Raw genomic sequence first — 19,212 nt, 5'->3', positions numbered from 1 at the left:
ACCTATAAGTAGTTATTTAATAACCTTTTTAATAATGGTAGTAACGAGATTAGTAATCACATGAAACTGTTTTTTAGGTTTTAATAACGCGGTGGTTTTCAATATAAAAATGTGAGCAAGGCCGAAAGAAATAAACCAGGGTGTTGCATGTGCGAGTCGATTAGAGGATTATTTAATTTTGTCATACAAATGAAAATACAGACATTTGCGATTGTCCTGATATAAGACACGGAGAGTCGCCAGCAACGGGAAACGATCCGGACATCACCATGGATCCAGGCATGAGTAAAACCAAAAAAACGAAAAACTGGGCGTGATATACGGCTGAACCTTTGCTTGATATCGCGATATCAAGCGCAATAAACAGAAATGAAGCAATGGAGTAGTTATTGTGAATGTAAATTTCTTTGTCACCTGTATTGGTGATGCACTGAAATCACGGATGGCACGAGACTCCGTATTGCTGCTGGAAAAACTGGGCTGCCGCGTGAATTTCCCTGAAAAACAGGGGTGCTGTGGTCAGCCAGCCATCAACAGCGGCTATATCAAAGAAGCGATCCCAGGGATGAAAAATCTGATCGCCGCCCTGGAAGACAACGACGACCCGATTATCTCCCCGGCAGGCTCCTGTACCTACGCAGTAAAAAGCTACCCGACCTATCTGGCCGATGAACCGGACTGGGCGCTGCGTGCCGAGAAAGTTGCCGCGCGTATGCAGGATCTCACCTCTTTTATCGTGAACAAACTGGGCGTGGTGGATGTCGGCGCTAGCCTGCAGGGACGGGCGGTGTATCACCCTTCCTGTAGCCTGACCCGCAAGCTGGGTGTAAAGGAAGAGCCGCTCACGCTGCTGAAAAACGTGCGTGGACTGGAGCTGCTGACGTTTGCCGATCAGGACACCTGCTGCGGCTTTGGCGGGACGTTCTCGGTCAAGATGGCCGAGATATCCGGCGAGATGGTGAAAGAGAAAGTCTTACATCTGATGGATGCGAAGCCGGAATATTTGATTGGCGCGGACGTCAGCTGCCTGCTGAATATTGGCGGTCGACTGCAACGGGAAGGCCAGCCGGTCAAAGTGATGCATATTGCTGAAGTGCTGATGAGCCGCTGAGGGGAATGAGATGTCAATAAAAACCAGCGATGTAGAGTTTAAACTGCGCATCCGTCAGCAGATAGAAGATCCGATCATGCGCAAAGCTGTGGCCAATGCGCAGGAGCGTATCGGCGCGAATCGCCAGAAAATGGTCGATGAATTAGGCCACTGGGAAGACTGGCGCGATCGTGCCAGTCAGATCCGCGATCATGTTCTGAGCAACCTCGACGCTTACCTGTATCAGCTCTCAGAAAAAGTGACGGAAAACGGCGGCCACGTCTATTTCGCTAAAACCAAAGAAGAGGCCACTCGCTACATTTTGCAGGTCGCGCAGAGTAAAAACGCGAAGAAGGTGGTGAAGTCCAAGTCGATGGTGACCGAAGAGATCGGCGTCAACCATGTGCTGCAGGATGCCGGGATCCAGGTGATCGAAACCGACCTGGGTGAATACATTCTGCAACTGGATCAGGACCCGCCTTCGCACGTCGTGGTCCCGGCTATTCATAAAGATCGCTACCAGATCCGCCGCGTGCTGAACGAGCGTCTGGGCTACGACGGTCCGGAAACGCCAGAAGCGATGACCTTATTCATTCGCCAGAAGATCCGCGAGGATTTCCTCAGTGCTGAAATTGGCATTACCGGTTGTAACTTTGCCGTCGCGGAAACCGGTTCTGTTTGCCTGGTGACCAACGAAGGCAATGCGCGCATGTGCACCACGCTGCCGAAAACGCACATTGCGGTGATGGGGATGGAGCGTATCGCACCGACCTTTGCTGACGTGGATGTGCTGATCACCATGCTGGCGCGCAGTGCTGTAGGGGCTCGTCTGACAGGCTATAACACCTGGCTGACCGGCCCGCGTGAGGCGGATAACGTTGATGGACCGGAAGAGTTCCACCTGGTGATTGTCGATAACGGCCGTTCGCAGGTGCTCGGTTCTGAGTTTCGCGATGTGCTGCGCTGCATCCGCTGCGGAGCCTGTATGAACACCTGTCCGGCCTACCGCCACATTGGTGGACATGGGTATGGCTCAATCTATCCAGGTCCTATCGGCGCGGTGATTTCTCCGCTGCTCGGCGGCTATAAAGATTTCAAAGATCTGCCGTATGCCTGTTCGCTCTGCACGGCCTGCGACAGCGTTTGTCCGGTACGTATTCCGTTATCAAAACTGATCCTGCGTCATCGTCGCGTTATGGCTGAAGAGGGCATTACCCCGAAAGCCGAGCGCCGGGCGATAAAAATGTTCGCGTATGCCAATAGTCATCCTGGGCTGTGGAAAGTGGGGATGATGGCAGGCGCGCATGCGGCGAGCTGGTTCATCAATGGCGGTAAAACGCCGCTCAAGGTTGGCGCGATTGGTGACTGGATGGAGGCGCGCGATCTGCCTGATGCTGACGGCGAGAGCTTCCGCAGCTGGTTTAAGAAACATCAGGCGCAGGAGAAAAAGAATGGATAACCGTACCGCGTTTTTAAACACCATCGCCCAGGCGCTGGGCCGCCCGTTGCGATTCGAACCGCAAGCGGATGCCGCGCCGGTGAACAACTATGCCAATGAGCGCCTGACCGAACTTAGCCCCGAGCTGCGCTGTGATGCGTTTATCCAGTTTGCCAGCGAAGTGATGCTGGCCCGCTGTGAGTTGACTCGCGAGGACCAGGCCGCAGACACGGCGCTTCGTCTGTGCGAAGAATTGGGTCATCAACCGGTGGTGCTGAGCGGCGACAGCCGATTGGTGGAACTGGGGATAACCGAACGCCTGCAGCAGGAATGCAATGCCGTGGTCTGGGATCCGGCTCGCGGTAGCGAAAATATTACCCAGGCCGAGCAGGCGAAAGTCGGCGTAGTGTATGCCGAGTACGGCTTAACGGAGTCCGGCGGCGTGGTGCTGTTTTCCGCACCCGAGCGAGGGCGTTCCCTGAGCCTGTTGCCGGAGTCCTCGATTTTCGTGCTGCGTAAAAGCACCATTCTGCCGCGGGTGGCGCAGCTGGCAGAAATTCTGCATCAGAAGGCGCAGGTCGGTGAGCGGATGCCGTCGTGCATTAACATCATCAGTGGACCCAGTTCAACGGCGGATATTGAGCTTATCAAGGTGGTTGGGGTGCATGGCCCGGTGAAAGCGGTGTATCTGATTATTGAAGATTGTTGAGGCAGGATGGAAAACCGCTCTGGCGCTACAGGCCAGAGCGGTATCGACGTTATGCAATCATGCTGATGATCAACACGATTATCAGGCCAACCACGGAGTTTACCAGCTCCAGAAGACCCCAGGTTTTCAACGTGTCCTTCACTGACAGGTCAAAGTAGCCTTTGAACAGCCAGAAGGAGGCATCGTTGATATGCGTCAGGGTGTTAGAACCTGCCGCCGTTGCCAGCACCAGTAACGCCGGATCGACCCCCACCAGTTGACCGGTTGCCGGGTCGAGGATCGCTGCGCTAATAATCCCCGCCGCCGTCATGGCGGAGACCACGCCCTGGCCGGTTGCCAGACGAATCAGCACGGTGATCAGCCACGCCATGATATACGGAGAAATATTGCCGTGTGACATCAGCATGCCGATGGTATCGCCGATGCCGGTATCGATAATGGTTTGTTTCAGAACGCCGCCCGCGCCGATGATCAGGATCACCATGGCGATGCTTTTCACCGCGTTTTCAAAGGCGTTCATCACCCATTGCATGTCATGGCCGCGTGCGGTACCAAACAGCACGAAGGCGACAACCATGGCGATAAACATCGCAATTGGGGAGGAGCCTAAGAAGTTGACCACTTCCCACGCCTGCGTCCCTTTGACCAGCCAGATGTTAGCAATGGTGGTGGAGATCATGATGATCGCCGGGATCAGCGGTACCAGAATCGACACACCGAATGACGGCAGGTTGTTCTGGTCAACCGGTACATCGGCTTTCATAAATGAAGGCGTTGGGCGGTCAAGGTTACCGAGGAACTTCGGCAGGATAAGTCCGGCGCAGATCACGCTCGGAATAGTGACCAGAATACCGTAGATATAGACCATACCCATATCGGCACCATAGGCGTTTACCAGTGCCACCGGGCCCGGCTGTGGCGGGAACAGTGAGTGTGCGGTGGTCGCTGCAGCAACGGCCGGAATGGCCAGTTTCAGGAACGGGATCTTCGCTTCTGCGGCAATGACGATCACCAGCGGCGCCAGCATAATAAAGGCCACTTCGTAGAACATCGCCAGGCCGAAGATCAGGCCGATAATGATCACCGATAGCTGCACATAGCGCAGGCCGAGGCGCGCCAGCAGCGTATGAGCAATCTGATGCGCCGCCCCGGAATCGACCATCAGTTTACCGATGACCGCACCGAACACCACGATAATTGCCAGTTCACCCAACGTACCGCCGAAGCCGGATTTCATGGTGTGCAGCAGCTCCATTAAATCCATCCCCGCCAACATGCCGACGGAGAGTGCTGCCAGCAGCAGGGCGACCATTGAGTTTATTTTGAAACGCAAATTGAGCACCAGCATGAGGCCGATGCCGAATACAACCCACAGAATATTGAGAACGTGCATAAAACGTCTACCTTGTTTTGGTTGAACCATTATGATTTTGGTTGAGATGTTACACATATTGGTTAACCATTGATGCGATGAATGTCACAATCCATATTCAATGTTGACATTGATAACAGACTGTTCCCTTTCAGGCCGCGCCCTGCAGGCCATTTCCTCTTAACTTCATCACGTTACCTCACTATTTGTGTCAGACCACTGATACAGTTTTTGTGATTTGGTTAACCAATTTTGTTGTTTAGGTTGACATGTGGAGGCGAAAGGTAGAATTTATGCGCCATGTCGTCCGGTTTGCTGGCGTAATGCGTTGAGCACTCCGGCAGTTGAGTAAGTCGTGGCTCGCGGTGTTTGCGCCGGGGGCCAACAATGTGAAGAGGTTAAAAGCATGGAACAGACATGGCGCTGGTACGGTCCTAACGATCCGGTTTCTTTAGCTGATGTGCGTCAGGCAGGCGCTACCGGTGTTGTTACCGCCTTGCACCATATCCCGAACGGGGAAGTGTGGTCAGTTGAGGAAATCGAAAAACGCAAAGCTATCGTTGAACAGGCGGGGCTGGTCTGGTCGGTTGTCGAAAGCGTACCGATCCACGAAGACATTAAAACCCGTTCCGGTAACTATCTGCAGTGGATTGCCAACTACCAACAGAGTCTGCGCAACCTGGCGCAGTGCGGTATTCGCACCGTGTGCTACAACTTCATGCCAGTACTCGACTGGACGCGTACCGATCTGGAATATGTCCTGCCGGACGGCTCCAAAGCATTGCGCTTTGACCAGATTGAATTTGCTGCCTTTGAGATTCACATCCTCAAACGTCCCGGAGCAGAAGCAGACTACACCGCTGAAGAGGTCGTTCAGGCGCAGGAACGCTTCACCACCATGACCGAAGAAGATAAAGCGCGTCTGACCCGTAATATCATCGCTGGTCTGCCGGGGGCGGAGGAAGGTTATACCCTTGACCAGTTCCGTCAGCACCTTGAGCGCTACAAAGATATCGATAAAGCCGCACTGCGCGAAAACTTTGCCGTCTTCCTGAAGGCGATTATTCCGGTTGCTGAAGAAGTCGGTGTGCGCATGGCGGTACACCCGGACGATCCGCCGCGCCCGATCCTCGGCCTGCCACGCATTGTTTCCACCGTGGAAGATATGCAGTGGATGGTTGATACGGTCAACAGTATGGCGAACGGTTTCACCATGTGCACCGGCTCTTACGGTGTTCGTGCGGACAACGATCTGGTTGATATGATCAAACAGTTTGGCCCACGCATTTACTTCACCCACCTGCGTTCCACGCTGCGTGAAGATAACCCGAAAACCTTCCATGAAGCGGCGCATCTCAATGGTGACGTGGATATGTATGAAGTGGTGAAAGCGATTGTTGAAGAAGAGCATCGCCGTAAAGCCGAAGGTAAAGAAGATTTGATTCCGATGCGCCCGGATCACGGTCACCAGATGCTGGACGACCTGAAAAAGAAAACGAATCCAGGCTACTCCGCGATTGGTCGCCTGAAAGGGCTGGCGGAAGTGCGCGGCGTTGAGATGGCTATCCAGCGCGCTTTCTTTAGCCGCTAAATCAGACCGGCCGGCAACCTGTCGGGCCGGCTTTTTTCTTTTCTCTTCCCGTCGGCATTTCCGACGGGTTCTGGAGTTCACGATGACAACGACAATTGCCAATAGCAACCTGCCGGTTGCGCGCCCTGCATGGGATAACTCTCGCCTGCAATCCCGTATTGTTCACCTGGGATGCGGTGCTTTTCACCGTGCGCATCAGGCTCTGTACACTCATCACCTGCTGGAAACTACGGACAGCGACTGGGGTATCTGTGAAGTTAACCTGATGCCGGGGAACGACTGTGTACTGATTGAAAATCTGCAAAAGCAACAGCTGCTGTATACCGTGGCAGAAAAAGGTGCGGACAACACCGTACTGAAAGTGATTGGCTCGATGAAAGAAGCCATGCACCCGGATCTTGACGGCTGCGACGGTATTTTGCGTGCGATGGCGCGTCCGCAGACGGCAATTGTCTCGTTGACGGTAACCGAAAAAGGTTACTGTACGGATGCCGCCAGCGGTCAGTTAGATCTCAATAACCCGTTGATTAAACACGATCTGGCGAATCCGACTGCGCCGAAATCAGCAATTGGCTATATCGTGCAGGCGCTGCATCTGCGTCGTGAGCAGGGGCTGCCGGCCTTTACCGTGATGTCCTGCGACAACGTGCGTGAAAATGGCCACGTGGCGAAAGTTGCAGTACTGGGGCTGGCACAGGCACGCGACCCGCAACTGGCGCAGTGGATTGAAGCAAACGCCACTTTCCCATGCACCATGGTGGATCGCATTGTTCCGGCGGCGACGCCAGAGACGTTGCAGGAGATTGCCGATCAACTGGGTGTTTACGATCCGTGCGCCATCGCCTGTGAACCGTTCCGTCAGTGGGTGATTGAAGACAACTTCGTGAACGGTCGCCCTGACTGGGATAAAGTCGGTGCACAGTTCGTTGCCGATGTTGTGCCGTTTGAAATGATGAAACTGCGCATGCTTAATGGCAGCCACTCTTTCCTTGCGTATCTGGGCTACCTCGGTGGTTATGAAACGATTGCCGATACCATGACCAACCCGGCGTACCGCAAAGCCGCGTTTGCATTGATGATGCAGGAGCAGGCTCCCACACTGTCGATGCCGGAAGGCACCGATCTCAATGCGTATGCGACCCTGCTGATCGAGCGTTTCAGCAATCCATCCCTGCGTCATCGTACCTGGCAGATTGCCATGGATGGCAGCCAGAAACTGCCGCAGCGCCTGTTGGACCCTGTTCGTCTGCACCTACAAAACGGCAGCGACTGGCGGCACCTGGCGCTGGGTGTGGCGGGCTGGATGCGCTATACCCACGGCGTGGATGAGCAGGGGCAGACAATTGACGTTGTCGACCCGATGCTGGCGGAATTCCAGCGCATCAATCAGCAGTATCAGGGCAGTGAACGCGTTATGGCCCTGTTGGGATTAAGCGGGATCTTTGGCCATGATTTAGCGGAAAACGCGGATTTTGTGGAAGCAATTATCGTGGCTTATCAGCAACTGTGCGAGAAGGGCGCGCGCGAGTGTGTCGCAGCACTACACGCTGACGCATAACGCCCGAACTATGACGGGTCAATCAAAATATCTGTTTGGTTGACCCGTTTTCTGTTTTTGGCTTGCCGCAAATGCTATAGTTCAGGCGACATAAAGGTTATTTGTAGGCCTGATAAGGTGCGTCCTGCCATCCGACCTACGGATCTGAATAAACGCATCTGACGGATAGAACATAATGAAATCGAACACTTCTCAGCAAAGACCCTACCAGGAAGTGGGTGCCATGATCCGCGATCTCATTGTCCAGACGCCATACCAACCCGGCGAGCGCCTGCCCCCGGAGCGTGAAATAGCCGAGATGCTCAATGTCACCCGCACGGTGGTGCGCGAAGCGTTAATCATGCTGGAAATTAAAGGGCTGGTGGACGTGCGGCGTGGTGCCGGGATCTACGTTCTCGACAACGCTAACGCGCAGACAATCGACAGCACGGATATTAATCATTGCAATGATGCGGGGCCTTTTGAGCTGTTACAGGCACGCCAGCTATTAGAGAGCAATATCGCCGAGTTTGCTGCATTGCAAGCCACGCGCGAGGATATCGTCAAAATGCGCCAGGCATTGCTACTGGAAGAACGTGAGCTGGCCTCCAGCGAACCAAACGGCTCGGAAAGCGGCGACATGCAGTTTCACCTTGCCATTGCCGAGGCCACGCACAACAGTATGCTGGTCGAGTTATTTCGTCAGTCATGGCAGTGGCGTGAGAACAACCCGATGTGGATCCAACTGCACAGCCACCTTGACGATACCCATTACCGCAAAGAATGGATGGGCGACCACAAGCAGATCCTGGCGGCACTCATTAAAAAAGATGCCCGCGCGGCCAAACTGGCAATGTGGCAGCATCTGGAAAACGTTAAACAGCGACTGCTGGAGTTTTCAAACGTTGATGATATCGACTTTGATGGTTATCTGTTTGACTCCTGGCCGTTGGATACGGTTAACGCCTGATTTTTCTTCCCTTTTACAACGTGGGCCATCCCGGCCCACGTATCACTTCCCACTGATTTCCTCTGACTATTTTCCCCGTCCGGACGCGACGTAAAATAATGTTTCCATCAATGCAGATGGCGTTTTTTGCAGCGTTATCGCGGGGCGAAAATTGACATATATCAATTAAAAACAACTTATTTTCGCGTGCAAAAAAATGCATCATTTACCTTATTTTTACCTTTTCGTGCTTATTTTTCGACAAAACAGGTCAATGCGAAGTGAGAATCACATTGATTTTCCCAACGGTTAGTGCCGTTAATGTGTACCTAAAGGCGTATAAAAACAGAGGATTTGGATAAAAGTAGACATTAATCACGCTCCGTAACCTATTGGTCAGAATGATGTTTTGATTGCGCAGGTTGATGACTCGTCCAGCCGCTCCCATTTTAATCAAATGAGTAAGAAAAAATATTCGTAAAGTAAAAATTACACATTATTCTACAATCAAGTTATCTTTCATTTGAAATATCGTTCCACTTTTTTTGGGTTTATTAACAGTTTCATTACTATTGTGATTTTTTTTTGCCGTTGACATGTTTTTACACTGACTGCATATTTCATCGCCATAAGCGTGTTATTGCGTTCAGGAGTTAAAAATGCCTTCTCGAGATTATCCCGATATCCGAAAAGCCAGAGGGACCCGATCTAAAGATATGGTCCTTTTAAGTGCCCGTGTTGATACTTCTCTTTGGGAATATGTTCGAACACTGGCATTTGAAACGCGTAAAAGTAAACAAGACATTATTGCGGAAGCGTTAATGTTACATCGCTCTATTAATGAGAGCGAAAGCGAAAGTTCAAAGTAGTATCTCTCTGCTCGGGTTTTATTTAAAACCCAAAATGAAATATGTCTTGCCACTTCATTATTGCCTTTATCGGTATGTTTTTTGGTGTGTTATTGGTGTTTCCCCTTAATCCATAGGGGACTTTTTTATGCAGGCATTTTGTCTTCATAACAAAGTTGATAGCAAAATTCACAATTAAAAGTGAGTAACAACATGAAAAAGTCAGTAGTGGCATTAGCTGTAATGGCATTAGGGGTAACCTCCGTTCATGCAGCGGAAATTTATAATAAAGATGGCAACAAATTGGATCTGTACGGCAAAGTAAAAGCGGTACATTCCTGGACTGACGGTAAAGATGCTGATGGTACTTACGCGCGTCTGGGTTTTCGCGGTGAGACTCAAATTAACGATCAACTGACCGGTTACGGCCAGTTTGAAAGTCAGTTTGATGCTTCTAAGGCAGAAGGGTCACAGAATGGCGTTAATACACGTCTGGCGTTTGCTGGTCTGGATTACGGCCATGACGTTAGCTTTGACTACGGTCGTAACTACGGTATCGCTTACGATGTGGGAGCTTACACTGACACTCTTTCAGAGTTCGGTGGCGACTCCTTTGAGGATACTGACCGTTTCCTTACTACACGCACTTCTGGCGTTGCAACACTCCGCACCAAAAATCTGTTTGGTGCCGTTGATGGTCTGAACGTTGGCGCGCAGTATCAGGGCCAGGATGACTCTAACGCTAACCCGGCAAAACAGCACGGTAATGGCTACGGCTTCTCGCTGGGTTATGACAATATTGCGGATTCCGGCGTTTCTGCCATTGCGACCTATACCACTAACTCCGTGACTGCTGAGCAGAAACGTAGCGGCTGGGAAGGTGACAACGCTGAGTTCTGGGGCGCTGGCCTGAAATATGACGCGAATGCTATCTACGTTGCAACCATGTACGGCGAGTCCCACAACCTGATTCAGGATGCGGACAAAGCACAGCATTTTGAAGCGATGGCTGCCTATGTGTTTGATTTTGGCCTGCGTCCGAACGTGGCATACGTTCATGCGCGTGACAATGACAACACTGACCTGACCGAATACGTTGCGCTGGGTACTGATTACTACTTCAACAAAAACATGGTGGCCGATGTAGGTTATAAAATTAACCTGCTTGATGGCAAAAACGACGATAACCAGGTTGTTGCTGGCCTGACTTACCAGTTCTAAGTTTTTGTGATGATTGCAAAAGGCGTCTTTAGTAAGACGCCTTTTTTACATGCTTTTGAGGCTCACATCGGTTGGTTTTGCTCCGACGGCAGTTTGCTAAATAGCCATTTCCAGATATCCACTTTTACCCATGCAACGGCACAGAGAATGAGGTAAAAAAGAGGATTATGCGTAATGGAGATACGCATGACTTCCATCAGGTCTACATGCAAGTTTCCGGCTATTGCCATGTTGATAACAAAAATAGAAGCAATAGCACTGGCCAGTAAAATAATAATAGCCTGTATTTTGGCTACCTCCGGAAACTTTCCGGAAGCCCACTGCCACAAGAAAACAGTTGTTAGCAGGAATATAATAAACAATCCTGCCGCACCAAATAGACCATAGTTTTTATAATCGCCTACCGTGCTAATTAAACCAGCCAGAATAATCAACCCAAGTATGAGTTTTTTTAACCTCGACATGTACTCTTCCCGGAAGTGTTGTTGTAATTTAATTTATATGTCCATTTTTACGCATGTGCTATCAGAAAAGGTATATACGTAAAAGTGAATTATAAAGTTTTTAGAGAGGTGTTTGACTGTTATTTGCAGGTTATTAAATGCTGACATTTAATTGCAGAGTAATCTGATGAAGATATATTTATGGCGTTAGCGGAGTGGTGGTCTATACCGACTATAAGCTGTTGTTTATCCCCTGGATAATCCGAGTATATATCAGCTTTTCACGCTAATCCGGCATGTTCAGGAGGCGGGGAACGCGGCTATACAGCGCCAGTCTCCGTTTTCCTGGCGGTAGATAGATTCGGTATGTCCTGGAATCACCCATTCTTCCTCCATGCCAGCAACACAGTCGATGTAGATACAGAGTCCGCAGCCACCGCGTAGCTCGCGGGGAATATCCGCCACCCGAAAGCGGACCCCTGCGGCCTGTAGCGTCTTGCGCATTTTGATGACACCAACGGTGGAATGAAACAAGAACAGCGTTTCCTTCACTGACGTTTCCCCTGACGCTGGCCTATCAACGCAGCCCCGATTGCACCGGCAAACTGTGCGTCGGGATGGGTGTGTACGGGAATGCCGACATGGTCTTCAAGCATACGGGCAAAGGCGTGACAGTGGCTGACTCCGCCGGTAAATAGCAGCGGCGCCTGGGCTGAAAGCCGCCCGATAAAGTTCGCGCTGCGTCTGGCCATCGCGTTGATCACGCCAGCCAGAATCGCCTCCGGCGCGATGCCCGCAGAGCGCAGGCTAATGACTTCTGACTCGGCAAATACTGTACACATGCTGGTAATAGCATGCGGTTCGACGCCAGCGGTAATCGTATCCAACTGCTCTACGCTGGCACCGAGGGTGCGTGAGATGACGTCCAGAAACCGCCCGGTTCCGGCAGCGCACTTGTCATTCATTAAGAAATCGCTGAGATTGCCATCGTCATCCAACTGGATAACTTTACTGTCCTGACCCCCGATATCAATGACTGTGCGGGTGCCGGGAGCCAGCAATCGCGCCCCCAGTCCGTGGCAGGAAATTTCAGTGACCTGTTTGTCGGCATAATCGACGAGCTGCCGTCCGTACCCGGTGAGGGTCAAAAATGGCCTGTTCTCCAGCCCATCCTGCAACGTTTCCCATGCCTGCGCGATCGCATCTGCGGGGCGAAAAGGTGTTGGGCAAAGGAAGCGGCGCCTGATGACGTTACCTTCCAGCAAAATGCCTTTCGTCGCCGTGGAACCGGAATCAATCCCTATTGAGTATGTCATCCGCGTTTCTCACAACATTTCAATGAAGGCGGCGACACGGGTACTGAGCTGGCCGATATCCGCGCTGGAGTAGTCGGTTTCAATCGCGATATAAGGAATGTTGTGCTGTTGGCGTACGTGACGCTTAATCTCGAGCGATTCAACGGCGTAGGTGTGGCAAGCCTGCAAAATGACATCGACAACGCCGTCAGCCTGGTACTCTTCAACCATTTGGCTGAGCATCTTCAGACGTTGATCATTAGGAGAAATACAGGAGCAGCCGATGGCGAGGTATTTATCAGTCAGCGCGTCGTAGACATCGCCGGTTTCCGCCACGCATTGTTCGGTGGCCTTTGCGCCGGTGCAGTTTTCATAACCCACCACCCAACCGCCGTTTTCTTCAATAGCACGAACGACTTTCTCTGCTGCGCCACCAATGGGGCAGCCGGTTATCAGGATGCGCGGACGTGACGCCAGACGTTTTCCGGCCTGCCATTCCAGACGAACGCGCTCGGCCATGCTATTGAGCTCGTCGATCAACGCGTCTTTATCAAAACGGAAAGTGGCGCCGTAGACGACTTTCAGAATGTCACTGCCGCTGAGTGCGGGTGGGTTAAGTTGACCAACGCGGTAGAAATTCGCCAGCGCCCGACGTTCCTTGTTTTTGAGAATAACGGCTTCACGCAGCGCGGTTTCGGTAATGGCTGTGCCAAAACGGGCTTCGACGGCCTGTTGCAGACGCAGGATCTCGGCTTTCCATAGCGCACGCGAAGCCGCATCGCTGGCGCTGTTGGGCAGTTGCATCACATGTACCGCTTTAAATTCGGCCATGTACTCGTACATTTTCTTTTTACCATCGCAGGTGGTTTCGCCCACCACCAGGTCAGAGAAATAGAAGTAGGGGCATTTGTCGGTTTTGCCAAAACCGTAGCTGCTTTTAATTAGCGGACACAGGTTCCGCGGCAGATCTTTTTCGGCCTCTTCAATGGTTTCATCAGAGGTTGAGCATAGGGAAACGACGACCGCGCCCGCCGCCATCGCAATCTCCTGCGGCATAAAAGTGCAATAGGTCCCAACGAGCGGAATACCTTGCTCTTTAAGATCCATTACGGTGAGAAAACCTTTCTGACGGGCGTCGGAGAATTGAGTGAAAATGGCGGGTAAATCGGTGATGAGCGACATGATTTTCCTTCCCCGTAACACGGGAGACAGTAAAAAGACGCCGCATTATAACCCTGTAATATGTCAGGTTTTATTGATGTGCAACAATTGCGCGTTTACAGATTACGACTGTAGACCCGTGAGACTTCCCCCCACGGATGATAGCCCGGTCCGTCAAAGTAAAATCCCGCTTTCTCATATAAGCCTTCCAGGTCGGTACACAAATGGAGCTGCATAAACCCCAACTGTCTGGCCTGCTGCGCAATATGTTCAATCAGGCGAAATGCCAGACCGTGCCCGCGATAGCGAGGATCGATATAGAGCGCACATAGCCACGGCCACAGTTCGCCGCGACTGATAAAATCATTGGTGATCAATCCGGCGCAGCCAACAATGCTGTCGCCATCCTGCAACCAATACCACTGCGGTAGTGGGTTCTTTGCGCCAATGCAACGATGCAGCGCATCCTCGTAAACCTTCATGGAGTCTTCTGAGGCCCATTGTTGTTGAAAGTAAGCGGTGACCTCGTGCCGTTTTTCCGGCGTCTCGCGCAGGGAAAAAATGCGGATGTTCATCGTCATTGAATTTTATTCCTTAAAAGTTCGCCAGCGTTAGCAGGGAAGGAATTTGCGACAACAGGTATAACACCAGTCCGATAGAGCCGCCAACCAGCGTGCCGTTGACGCGAATGAACTGCAAATCTTTGCCGATGTTTAGCTCAATTTGCTGTGACATATCGCGGGCATCCCAGCTTTTCACTGTGTCGCTAATATGGCGCGTCAGGAAGCTGGCGAACTCTGGCGCGACCTTGCGTGCGGCTTGCTCCAGATGTTCATTCAGTGAAGTGCGCAGGGCGCCGTCGGCAACCAGCGTTTCGCCAAACCATTGTCCGGCGCTGGCGATGCGCTGCTTCACGCGGGAATCGTCGGCGTTAATGTCAGTTTTCACCCACTGGCGCAGGTCAGCCCACAGTTCGCCGAGATAACGGTTAAAGGCTTCGTCTTCTTTCAGATAGCTTTTGAGGCTCTCTGCCCGGACGGCCATTTCCGGATCGTGTTTGAGCTTCTCGATAAGCCTTAATGTGGCGCGATCGAAGGCGTGGCGGATCTGATGTGCCCGATCGTGGCTGATATCATCCAGCAGAGAGTTGACGGCATCAGTGACCAACTCGGCGCTGTGTTCACCTAACCATTCGGTTGGCAGGATCTTCGCTTTAAGCGGGTGTTCGGTCTCCAGCCAGCGTACGATCTGCTGGGCGATAAACGCCCGCGAACTGTCGCGCTGAAGCAGGGCGATCAGTTGAGCGATCAGCGTATCGAGCAACGCCTGGTGACGATTGTTTTTGGTCATGCTTTCCAGCATCAGCGCACTGGTGCTGGAAAGATCAACTTTGTCGATCGCCTTATGCACCGCCCGTTTAATAAGCCGCTGAATACGCGAATCATCGGTGAGTTCGAGAAATCCGCTCATGATTTGCAGTAAATGCTGGCCAATACGCTGGGCGTTTTCCGGTTGGCTGAACCAGTGACCAATCAACAGTGCCGGCTCATGGCGACGAATAAGGGCGACCAAAGACTGCGTATCGAGGAATTTCTCCTGAACAAACTGCCCAAGATTTTCCCCAATTCTGTCCTTATTGCGCGGGATGATCGCCGTATGTTGCGCGATAAATGGGATCGGCACCCGGCGAAAAAGCGCTACTACGGCGAACCAGTCCGCCAGTGCGCCCACCATCGCCGCTTCGGCAATCGCCTTGACTCCGAGCACCCAGAAGTTAGGTGGCAGAAATAGCGTAATGACGAAAGTGGCGGCGGCGGCCAGCAGCAGAGAGAGCGCCAGTCGTTTGGCGCGTTTGAGTTCAGCAATTTTATTCATAGGCTTAAGGATAGAGCCAGACGGCGGGATCGCGCAAAATTTGTGGTGTGCCTCCCATTTTAGAGGGGAAGCGCTTATCCTGGGATCCAGTTATCCCAGGCCGGTAGCGGGCCAAGTTCTGCGACCAGAAAATCAATAAACGAGCGCACCTTCGGATTGCTGTACTTGCTGGGAAAATAGAGCGCATACAGGGCGTGGGTTTCGCAGGTGATGGTGCCGTCGAGCATCAGCGGCGTTACCTCCTCTTTTTGAATATGATCGCCAATCAGATAGGTGGGTAAATACGCCACGCCCTGATCTTCCAGCACTGACTTCAGCAATACCAGACTGCTGTTAGCCTGGATAGGCATATGCAGTTTTAACTGATGCAGACGATCCTGTTCATCGGCCACCTTCAGCACCGGTGTGAGACCGGGGTAAACCAGGCAGTCATGATCCACCAGATCGCTTCGGCGCTGGGGCATGCCTTTTTTGGCAAGGTATCCGGGCGACGCGCAGTACGCCCAGCGGATAGGCACCAGCTTGCGCATGGCATAGTTCTGCGGTGGTGCGGTGGAGATACGCAGGGCGATGTCGAAATCTGTTTCATTCAGATTAACGAAGTTATCGTTGAGATCGATATACAGGTTCACATCGGGGAACTGTGAGCGGTATTTATCCACCAGATTTACCAACCGCGAATAACCAAAAGCAATGGAACAGGTTATACGTAATTCCCCCTGCGGGCTGTGATAATAACCAGAGGTGGTATTCAGCGTTTCATCAAATTCTGTCAGTAACTTATTGGCGCGGTTAAATAAATATTGCCCGGCATCGGTTAAGGTAATACTGCGGGTGGTGCGCTTAATTAATGTTGTCCCCAATGTATCTTCCATCGCCGTCAGGCTTTTGCTGACCGCCGACGGCGACACATTAAGCTGAGCGGCGGCCTCCGATAAACCTCCACAGTCGACGATTTTGACGAAAAACTCCAGATGCTTGAGTGAAATCGGCGTACTCATAGTTTCCTTTTATTCACAAGTGATTTGCAAAAACGGTACGAATAGGCCGTTACATTCGCCTTTTAAACATGCAACTATTGAATCACAGGAAACAACCTGCTGGCAAAATGAAAAAATAACAACTTAGGTGAGTTACGTCACAAAATAAAAGGAGGCGAAACGGAAACTCATCACATTGTGAATTTAATCTCATTAATTATTATTCTAAAGGTACCGATTATGTGGTCACGACTCGAACCCTACAGATCGTCGATTATTTTATTAGTTGCTCTGGTGATTGGCGGCTTATTAGGTATTTATGCCCCGACGTTTGCCAGCAAACTCCAGCCGATAGGTCAGATATTCCTGAACCTGTTATTTATGATTATTGTGCCGCTGGTGGGGATCAGCGTCATGTCGTCTATCGCCAGTATGACCGACCTGAAAAGGTTGGGACGTATTATGGCGATCATCTTTATTGTTTCGATCGCGATGGCCTTTATTCCGGCGGCCGGGATCGTAGCGCTGGCGCTATGGTATAACCCGGCGCAGGGCGTCACCATCGATCTCTCGCAGTCCGTGCAGGCGGGCAGCGGCAAGATGGATTTTGTCAGCATGATTACCACCAGCGACTTTATCGGGCTGTTTTCTAAGTCCAATATTCTGGCGCTGATCGTAATGGCGATCATTGCCGGGGTCGCGATTGGTCAATCGGATCAGGCGGGTAAACGTATTGCGTCGCTGCTGGAAGATGCAAATACCGTGATCATGAAGATCGTCTCGATCATTATGAAGGTCGCACCGGTGGGTCTGGGCTGCTATTTCGCTGCCACCATGGCCAGCCAGGACTCTGCGCTGCTGTTAACCTTTGCCCGCGCCATTGGCCTGTTTATGGTCGCCACGCTGGTCTACTTCGTTTTTGGCTCTATTCTCTATTCATATATAGGGGGGGGCATCCCGGCGGTTAAAGCCTTCTGGCGCAATGCGATTGAACCCTCGGCTACCGCGCTGGGGACCTGTTCTTCGCTGGGAACGCTGCCGGTGACGCTGCGTGCCGGTAAGGCGATGGGGATCAACCCGGAAATCGTTGATGTCTCTATTCCGCTGCTGGTTAACCTGAATAAAGGCGGCGTAGCGATGATTGCCGCACTGAAAATTGTCTTTATCTATTCCGTGCTGGGCATGGAGTTCACTACTGAGACCTTCTTCCTGACCATGCTGATTGCGGTGCTCTCCGCCATTATCGTCGGCGGTGTGCCGGGCGGGGCATTCCTCGGTGAAATTTTTATCGTCACCACGCTGGGCCTGCCAATGGAAGCGATCCCGATGTTGGTGGTACTGGGCACCATTACCGATGCGCCGGCCACACTGATTAACGTTATCCATGATTTGAATGCGGCGCAGATTGTTGAACGGTTCGCTGGAAAAAAGCAGACCAATACTGAAATCAACTCTACTGCTGCGGTGGTATAGGTTTTCACACGGATTAAGAACAGGAGAAGTTATGAAAGACGCAATGAAGCTTGAAACACATCTGGTCGTGGCTGGACGCGATAAACGCTACACCCAGGGCGCGGTGAATCCGGTGATCCAACGTGCCTCTTCGCTGGTGTTTGATACTGTGAAGGACAAAAAATTTGCCACCGCGAACCGTGCGAACGGCGAACTGTTTTACGGTCGTCGCGGAACCTACACCCACTTTGCTTTCCAGAAAGCAATGAGTGAGCTGGAAGGCGGCGTAGGCTGCGCGCTGTACCCGTGCGGCGCTGCGGCGGTCACTAATGCGATTCTGGCGTTTGTCCAAAGTGGCGATCATATTCTGATGACAGGTGCTGCCTACGAGCCAACCCAGGATTTCTGCAATAAGATCCTGAGTAAATTCAACGTGGAAACCACGTATTACGATCCGCTGATTGGCGCGGGTATCGTCGATCTTCTGCGTCCGGAAACAAAGGTGGTGTTCCTCGAGTCCCCGAGTTCAATCACGATGGAAGTTCAGGACGTGCCGGGAATGGTGAAGGCTATACGCGCGGTGAATCCGGAGATTGTCATTATGATCGACAACACCTGGGCGGCGGGCGTGCTGTTCAAAGCGCTGGATTATGGCGTGGATATTTCCATTCAGGCAGGGACGAAGTACACCATCGGTCACTCGGACGGCATGCTGGGCACGGCGGTGTCGAACGCCCGCTGTTGGGATCGTCTGCGTGAAAATTCTTACCTGATGGGGCAAACGCTGGATGCCGATACGGCCTACAACGGTAGCCGCGGACTGCGTACCCTGGCGGTACGTCTTAAGCAGCATCAGGAGAGCAGCATCCATATTGCTCGCTGGCTGTCGGCAAGACCGGAGGTGGCACGTGTGAACCATCCGGCATTACCGGAATGTCCGGGGCATGAGTATTTCCAGCGCGACTTTGCGGGAAGCTCGGGACTGTTCTCATTTGTGCTGAAAAAGAGGCTGACCGACGAACAGATGGCGAATTTCCTCGATAACTTTTCGCTGTTCCATATGGCCTATTCGTGGGGCGGATTTGAGTCACTCATCCTCGCTAACCAGCCGGAAGAACTGAACAGCATCCGCCCGGCCGGGGATGTGAATTTCAGCGGAACGCTGGTCAGGGTACATATTGGCCTGGAAGATGTTGATGACCTGATTGCCGATCTGGACGCAGGATTTGCCCGCATTGCTTAAGATGGTGT

The 19,212-nt window shown here is 52.0% G+C and carries 18 protein-coding genes; 10 read left to right on the top strand and 8 right to left on the bottom strand.

Annotated elements, in window-relative coordinates:
* Positions 1 to 391 precede the first annotated feature (391 nt).
* From NNN64_RS18000 to NNN64_RS17990, 3 genes are read left to right on the top strand one after another with little or no spacing between them, the layout of a single operon-like run.
* Positions 392 to 1,111 carry a (Fe-S)-binding protein gene (locus NNN64_RS18000; protein WP_271442268.1) on the top strand — a complete coding sequence of 240 codons (720 nt, stop codon included), beginning with the start codon at positions 392 to 394 and terminating at the stop codon, positions 1,109 to 1,111.
* Between the two features lie 10 nt (positions 1,112 to 1,121).
* Complete coding sequence (locus tag NNN64_RS17995) at positions 1,122 to 2,549, top strand: LutB/LldF family L-lactate oxidation iron-sulfur protein (RefSeq protein ID WP_271442267.1); 1,428 nt, start codon at positions 1,122 to 1,124, stop codon at positions 2,547 to 2,549.
* Positions 2,542 to 3,237 carry a LutC/YkgG family protein gene (locus tag NNN64_RS17990; RefSeq protein WP_271442266.1) on the top strand — a complete coding sequence of 232 codons (696 nt, stop codon included), beginning with the start codon at positions 2,542 to 2,544 and terminating at the stop codon, positions 3,235 to 3,237. The genes NNN64_RS17995 and NNN64_RS17990 overlap by 8 nt, the downstream gene beginning before the upstream one ends.
* A gap of 49 nt (positions 3,238 to 3,286) precedes the next feature.
* Here the strand turns inward: NNN64_RS17990 and gntP are convergent, their stop codons facing one another.
* Complete coding sequence (gene gntP / locus NNN64_RS17985; protein WP_271442265.1) at positions 3,287 to 4,630, bottom strand: gluconate permease GntP; 1,344 nt, start codon at positions 4,628 to 4,630, stop codon at positions 3,287 to 3,289.
* Positions 4,631 to 5,015: 385 nt separating this feature from the next.
* Here gntP and uxuA point away from each other — a divergent pair, with 385 nt between their 5' ends.
* From uxuA to NNN64_RS17960, 5 genes are all read left to right on the top strand, one after another.
* Entirely contained in the window at positions 5,016 to 6,200 is a 1,185-nt protein-coding gene (gene uxuA, locus NNN64_RS17980) for a mannonate dehydratase (RefSeq protein WP_271442264.1), read from the top strand.
* 82 nt (positions 6,201 to 6,282) lie between these two features.
* Complete coding sequence (locus NNN64_RS17975; protein ID WP_271442263.1) at positions 6,283 to 7,758, top strand: fructuronate reductase; 1,476 nt, start codon at positions 6,283 to 6,285, stop codon at positions 7,756 to 7,758.
* 175 nt (positions 7,759 to 7,933) lie between these two features.
* The gene (gene uxuR / locus NNN64_RS17970; RefSeq protein WP_271442262.1) at positions 7,934 to 8,707 is read left to right on the top strand and encodes a Uxu operon transcriptional regulator; all 774 of its coding nucleotides are present in this window, start codon (positions 7,934 to 7,936) and stop codon (positions 8,705 to 8,707) included.
* Between the two features lie 638 nt (positions 8,708 to 9,345).
* Positions 9,346 to 9,555, top strand: coding sequence for a hypothetical protein (locus tag NNN64_RS17965; RefSeq protein WP_137345740.1), 210 nt, complete (start codon positions 9,346 to 9,348; stop codon positions 9,553 to 9,555).
* Between the two features lie 192 nt (positions 9,556 to 9,747).
* On the top strand, positions 9,748 to 10,755 hold the full coding sequence (locus tag NNN64_RS17960) for a porin (RefSeq protein ID WP_271442261.1): 1,008 nt from the start codon (positions 9,748 to 9,750) through the stop codon (positions 10,753 to 10,755).
* A gap of 62 nt (positions 10,756 to 10,817) precedes the next feature.
* Here NNN64_RS17960 and NNN64_RS17955 read toward each other — a convergent pair whose 3' ends face one another.
* The 7 genes from NNN64_RS17955 to NNN64_RS17925 all read right to left on the bottom strand — a co-directional run bounded on the left by NNN64_RS17955 (position 10,818) and on the right by NNN64_RS17925 (position 16,530).
* The gene (locus tag NNN64_RS17955) at positions 10,818 to 11,219 is read right to left on the bottom strand and encodes a hypothetical protein (RefSeq protein ID WP_271442260.1); all 402 of its coding nucleotides are present in this window, start codon (positions 11,217 to 11,219) and stop codon (positions 10,818 to 10,820) included.
* 279 nt (positions 11,220 to 11,498) lie between these two features.
* Positions 11,499 to 11,750, bottom strand: coding sequence for a DUF3343 domain-containing protein (locus tag NNN64_RS17950; RefSeq protein ID WP_271442259.1), 252 nt, complete (start codon positions 11,748 to 11,750; stop codon positions 11,499 to 11,501).
* Positions 11,747 to 12,514, bottom strand: coding sequence for a putative 2-hydroxyacyl-CoA dehydratase activator YjiL (yjiL, locus tag NNN64_RS17945; RefSeq protein WP_271442258.1), 768 nt, complete (start codon positions 12,512 to 12,514; stop codon positions 11,747 to 11,749). The genes NNN64_RS17950 and yjiL overlap by 4 nt, the downstream gene beginning before the upstream one ends.
* 9 nt (positions 12,515 to 12,523) lie before the next feature.
* Positions 12,524 to 13,675 carry a double-cubane-cluster-containing anaerobic reductase gene (locus NNN64_RS17940; RefSeq protein ID WP_271442257.1) on the bottom strand — a complete coding sequence of 384 codons (1,152 nt, stop codon included), beginning with the start codon at positions 13,673 to 13,675 and terminating at the stop codon, positions 12,524 to 12,526.
* 95 nt (positions 13,676 to 13,770) lie between these two features.
* Positions 13,771 to 14,235 carry a GNAT family N-acetyltransferase gene (locus NNN64_RS17935; RefSeq protein ID WP_271442256.1) on the bottom strand — a complete coding sequence of 155 codons (465 nt, stop codon included), beginning with the start codon at positions 14,233 to 14,235 and terminating at the stop codon, positions 13,771 to 13,773.
* A 13-nt stretch (positions 14,236 to 14,248) separates the two neighbouring features.
* On the bottom strand, positions 14,249 to 15,529 hold the full coding sequence (locus tag NNN64_RS17930; protein ID WP_271442255.1) for a DUF445 domain-containing protein: 1,281 nt from the start codon (positions 15,527 to 15,529) through the stop codon (positions 14,249 to 14,251).
* A 74-nt stretch (positions 15,530 to 15,603) separates the two neighbouring features.
* Positions 15,604 to 16,530, bottom strand: a complete 927-nt coding sequence (locus NNN64_RS17925) for a LysR family transcriptional regulator (RefSeq protein WP_271442254.1) — start codon at positions 16,528 to 16,530, stop codon at positions 15,604 to 15,606.
* A gap of 219 nt (positions 16,531 to 16,749) precedes the next feature.
* Here NNN64_RS17925 and NNN64_RS17920 point away from each other — a divergent pair, with 219 nt between their 5' ends.
* Together NNN64_RS17920 and metC are read left to right on the top strand one after the other, a co-directional pair.
* Positions 16,750 to 17,982 carry a dicarboxylate/amino acid:cation symporter gene (locus NNN64_RS17920; protein WP_271442253.1) on the top strand — a complete coding sequence of 411 codons (1,233 nt, stop codon included), beginning with the start codon at positions 16,750 to 16,752 and terminating at the stop codon, positions 17,980 to 17,982.
* A 31-nt stretch (positions 17,983 to 18,013) separates the two neighbouring features.
* Complete coding sequence (metC, locus tag NNN64_RS17915) at positions 18,014 to 19,204, top strand: cystathionine beta-lyase (RefSeq protein ID WP_271442252.1); 1,191 nt, start codon at positions 18,014 to 18,016, stop codon at positions 19,202 to 19,204.
* The last annotated feature ends 8 nt before the right edge of the window (positions 19,205 to 19,212 follow it).

This window comes from Citrobacter sp. Igbk 14 (assembly GCF_028069825.1).
Classification (GTDB): domain Bacteria; phylum Pseudomonadota; class Gammaproteobacteria; order Enterobacterales; family Enterobacteriaceae; genus Citrobacter.
Note: the sequence above shows the minus strand (reverse complement) of the source record. Positions and strands in the feature narration are given on the sequence as shown.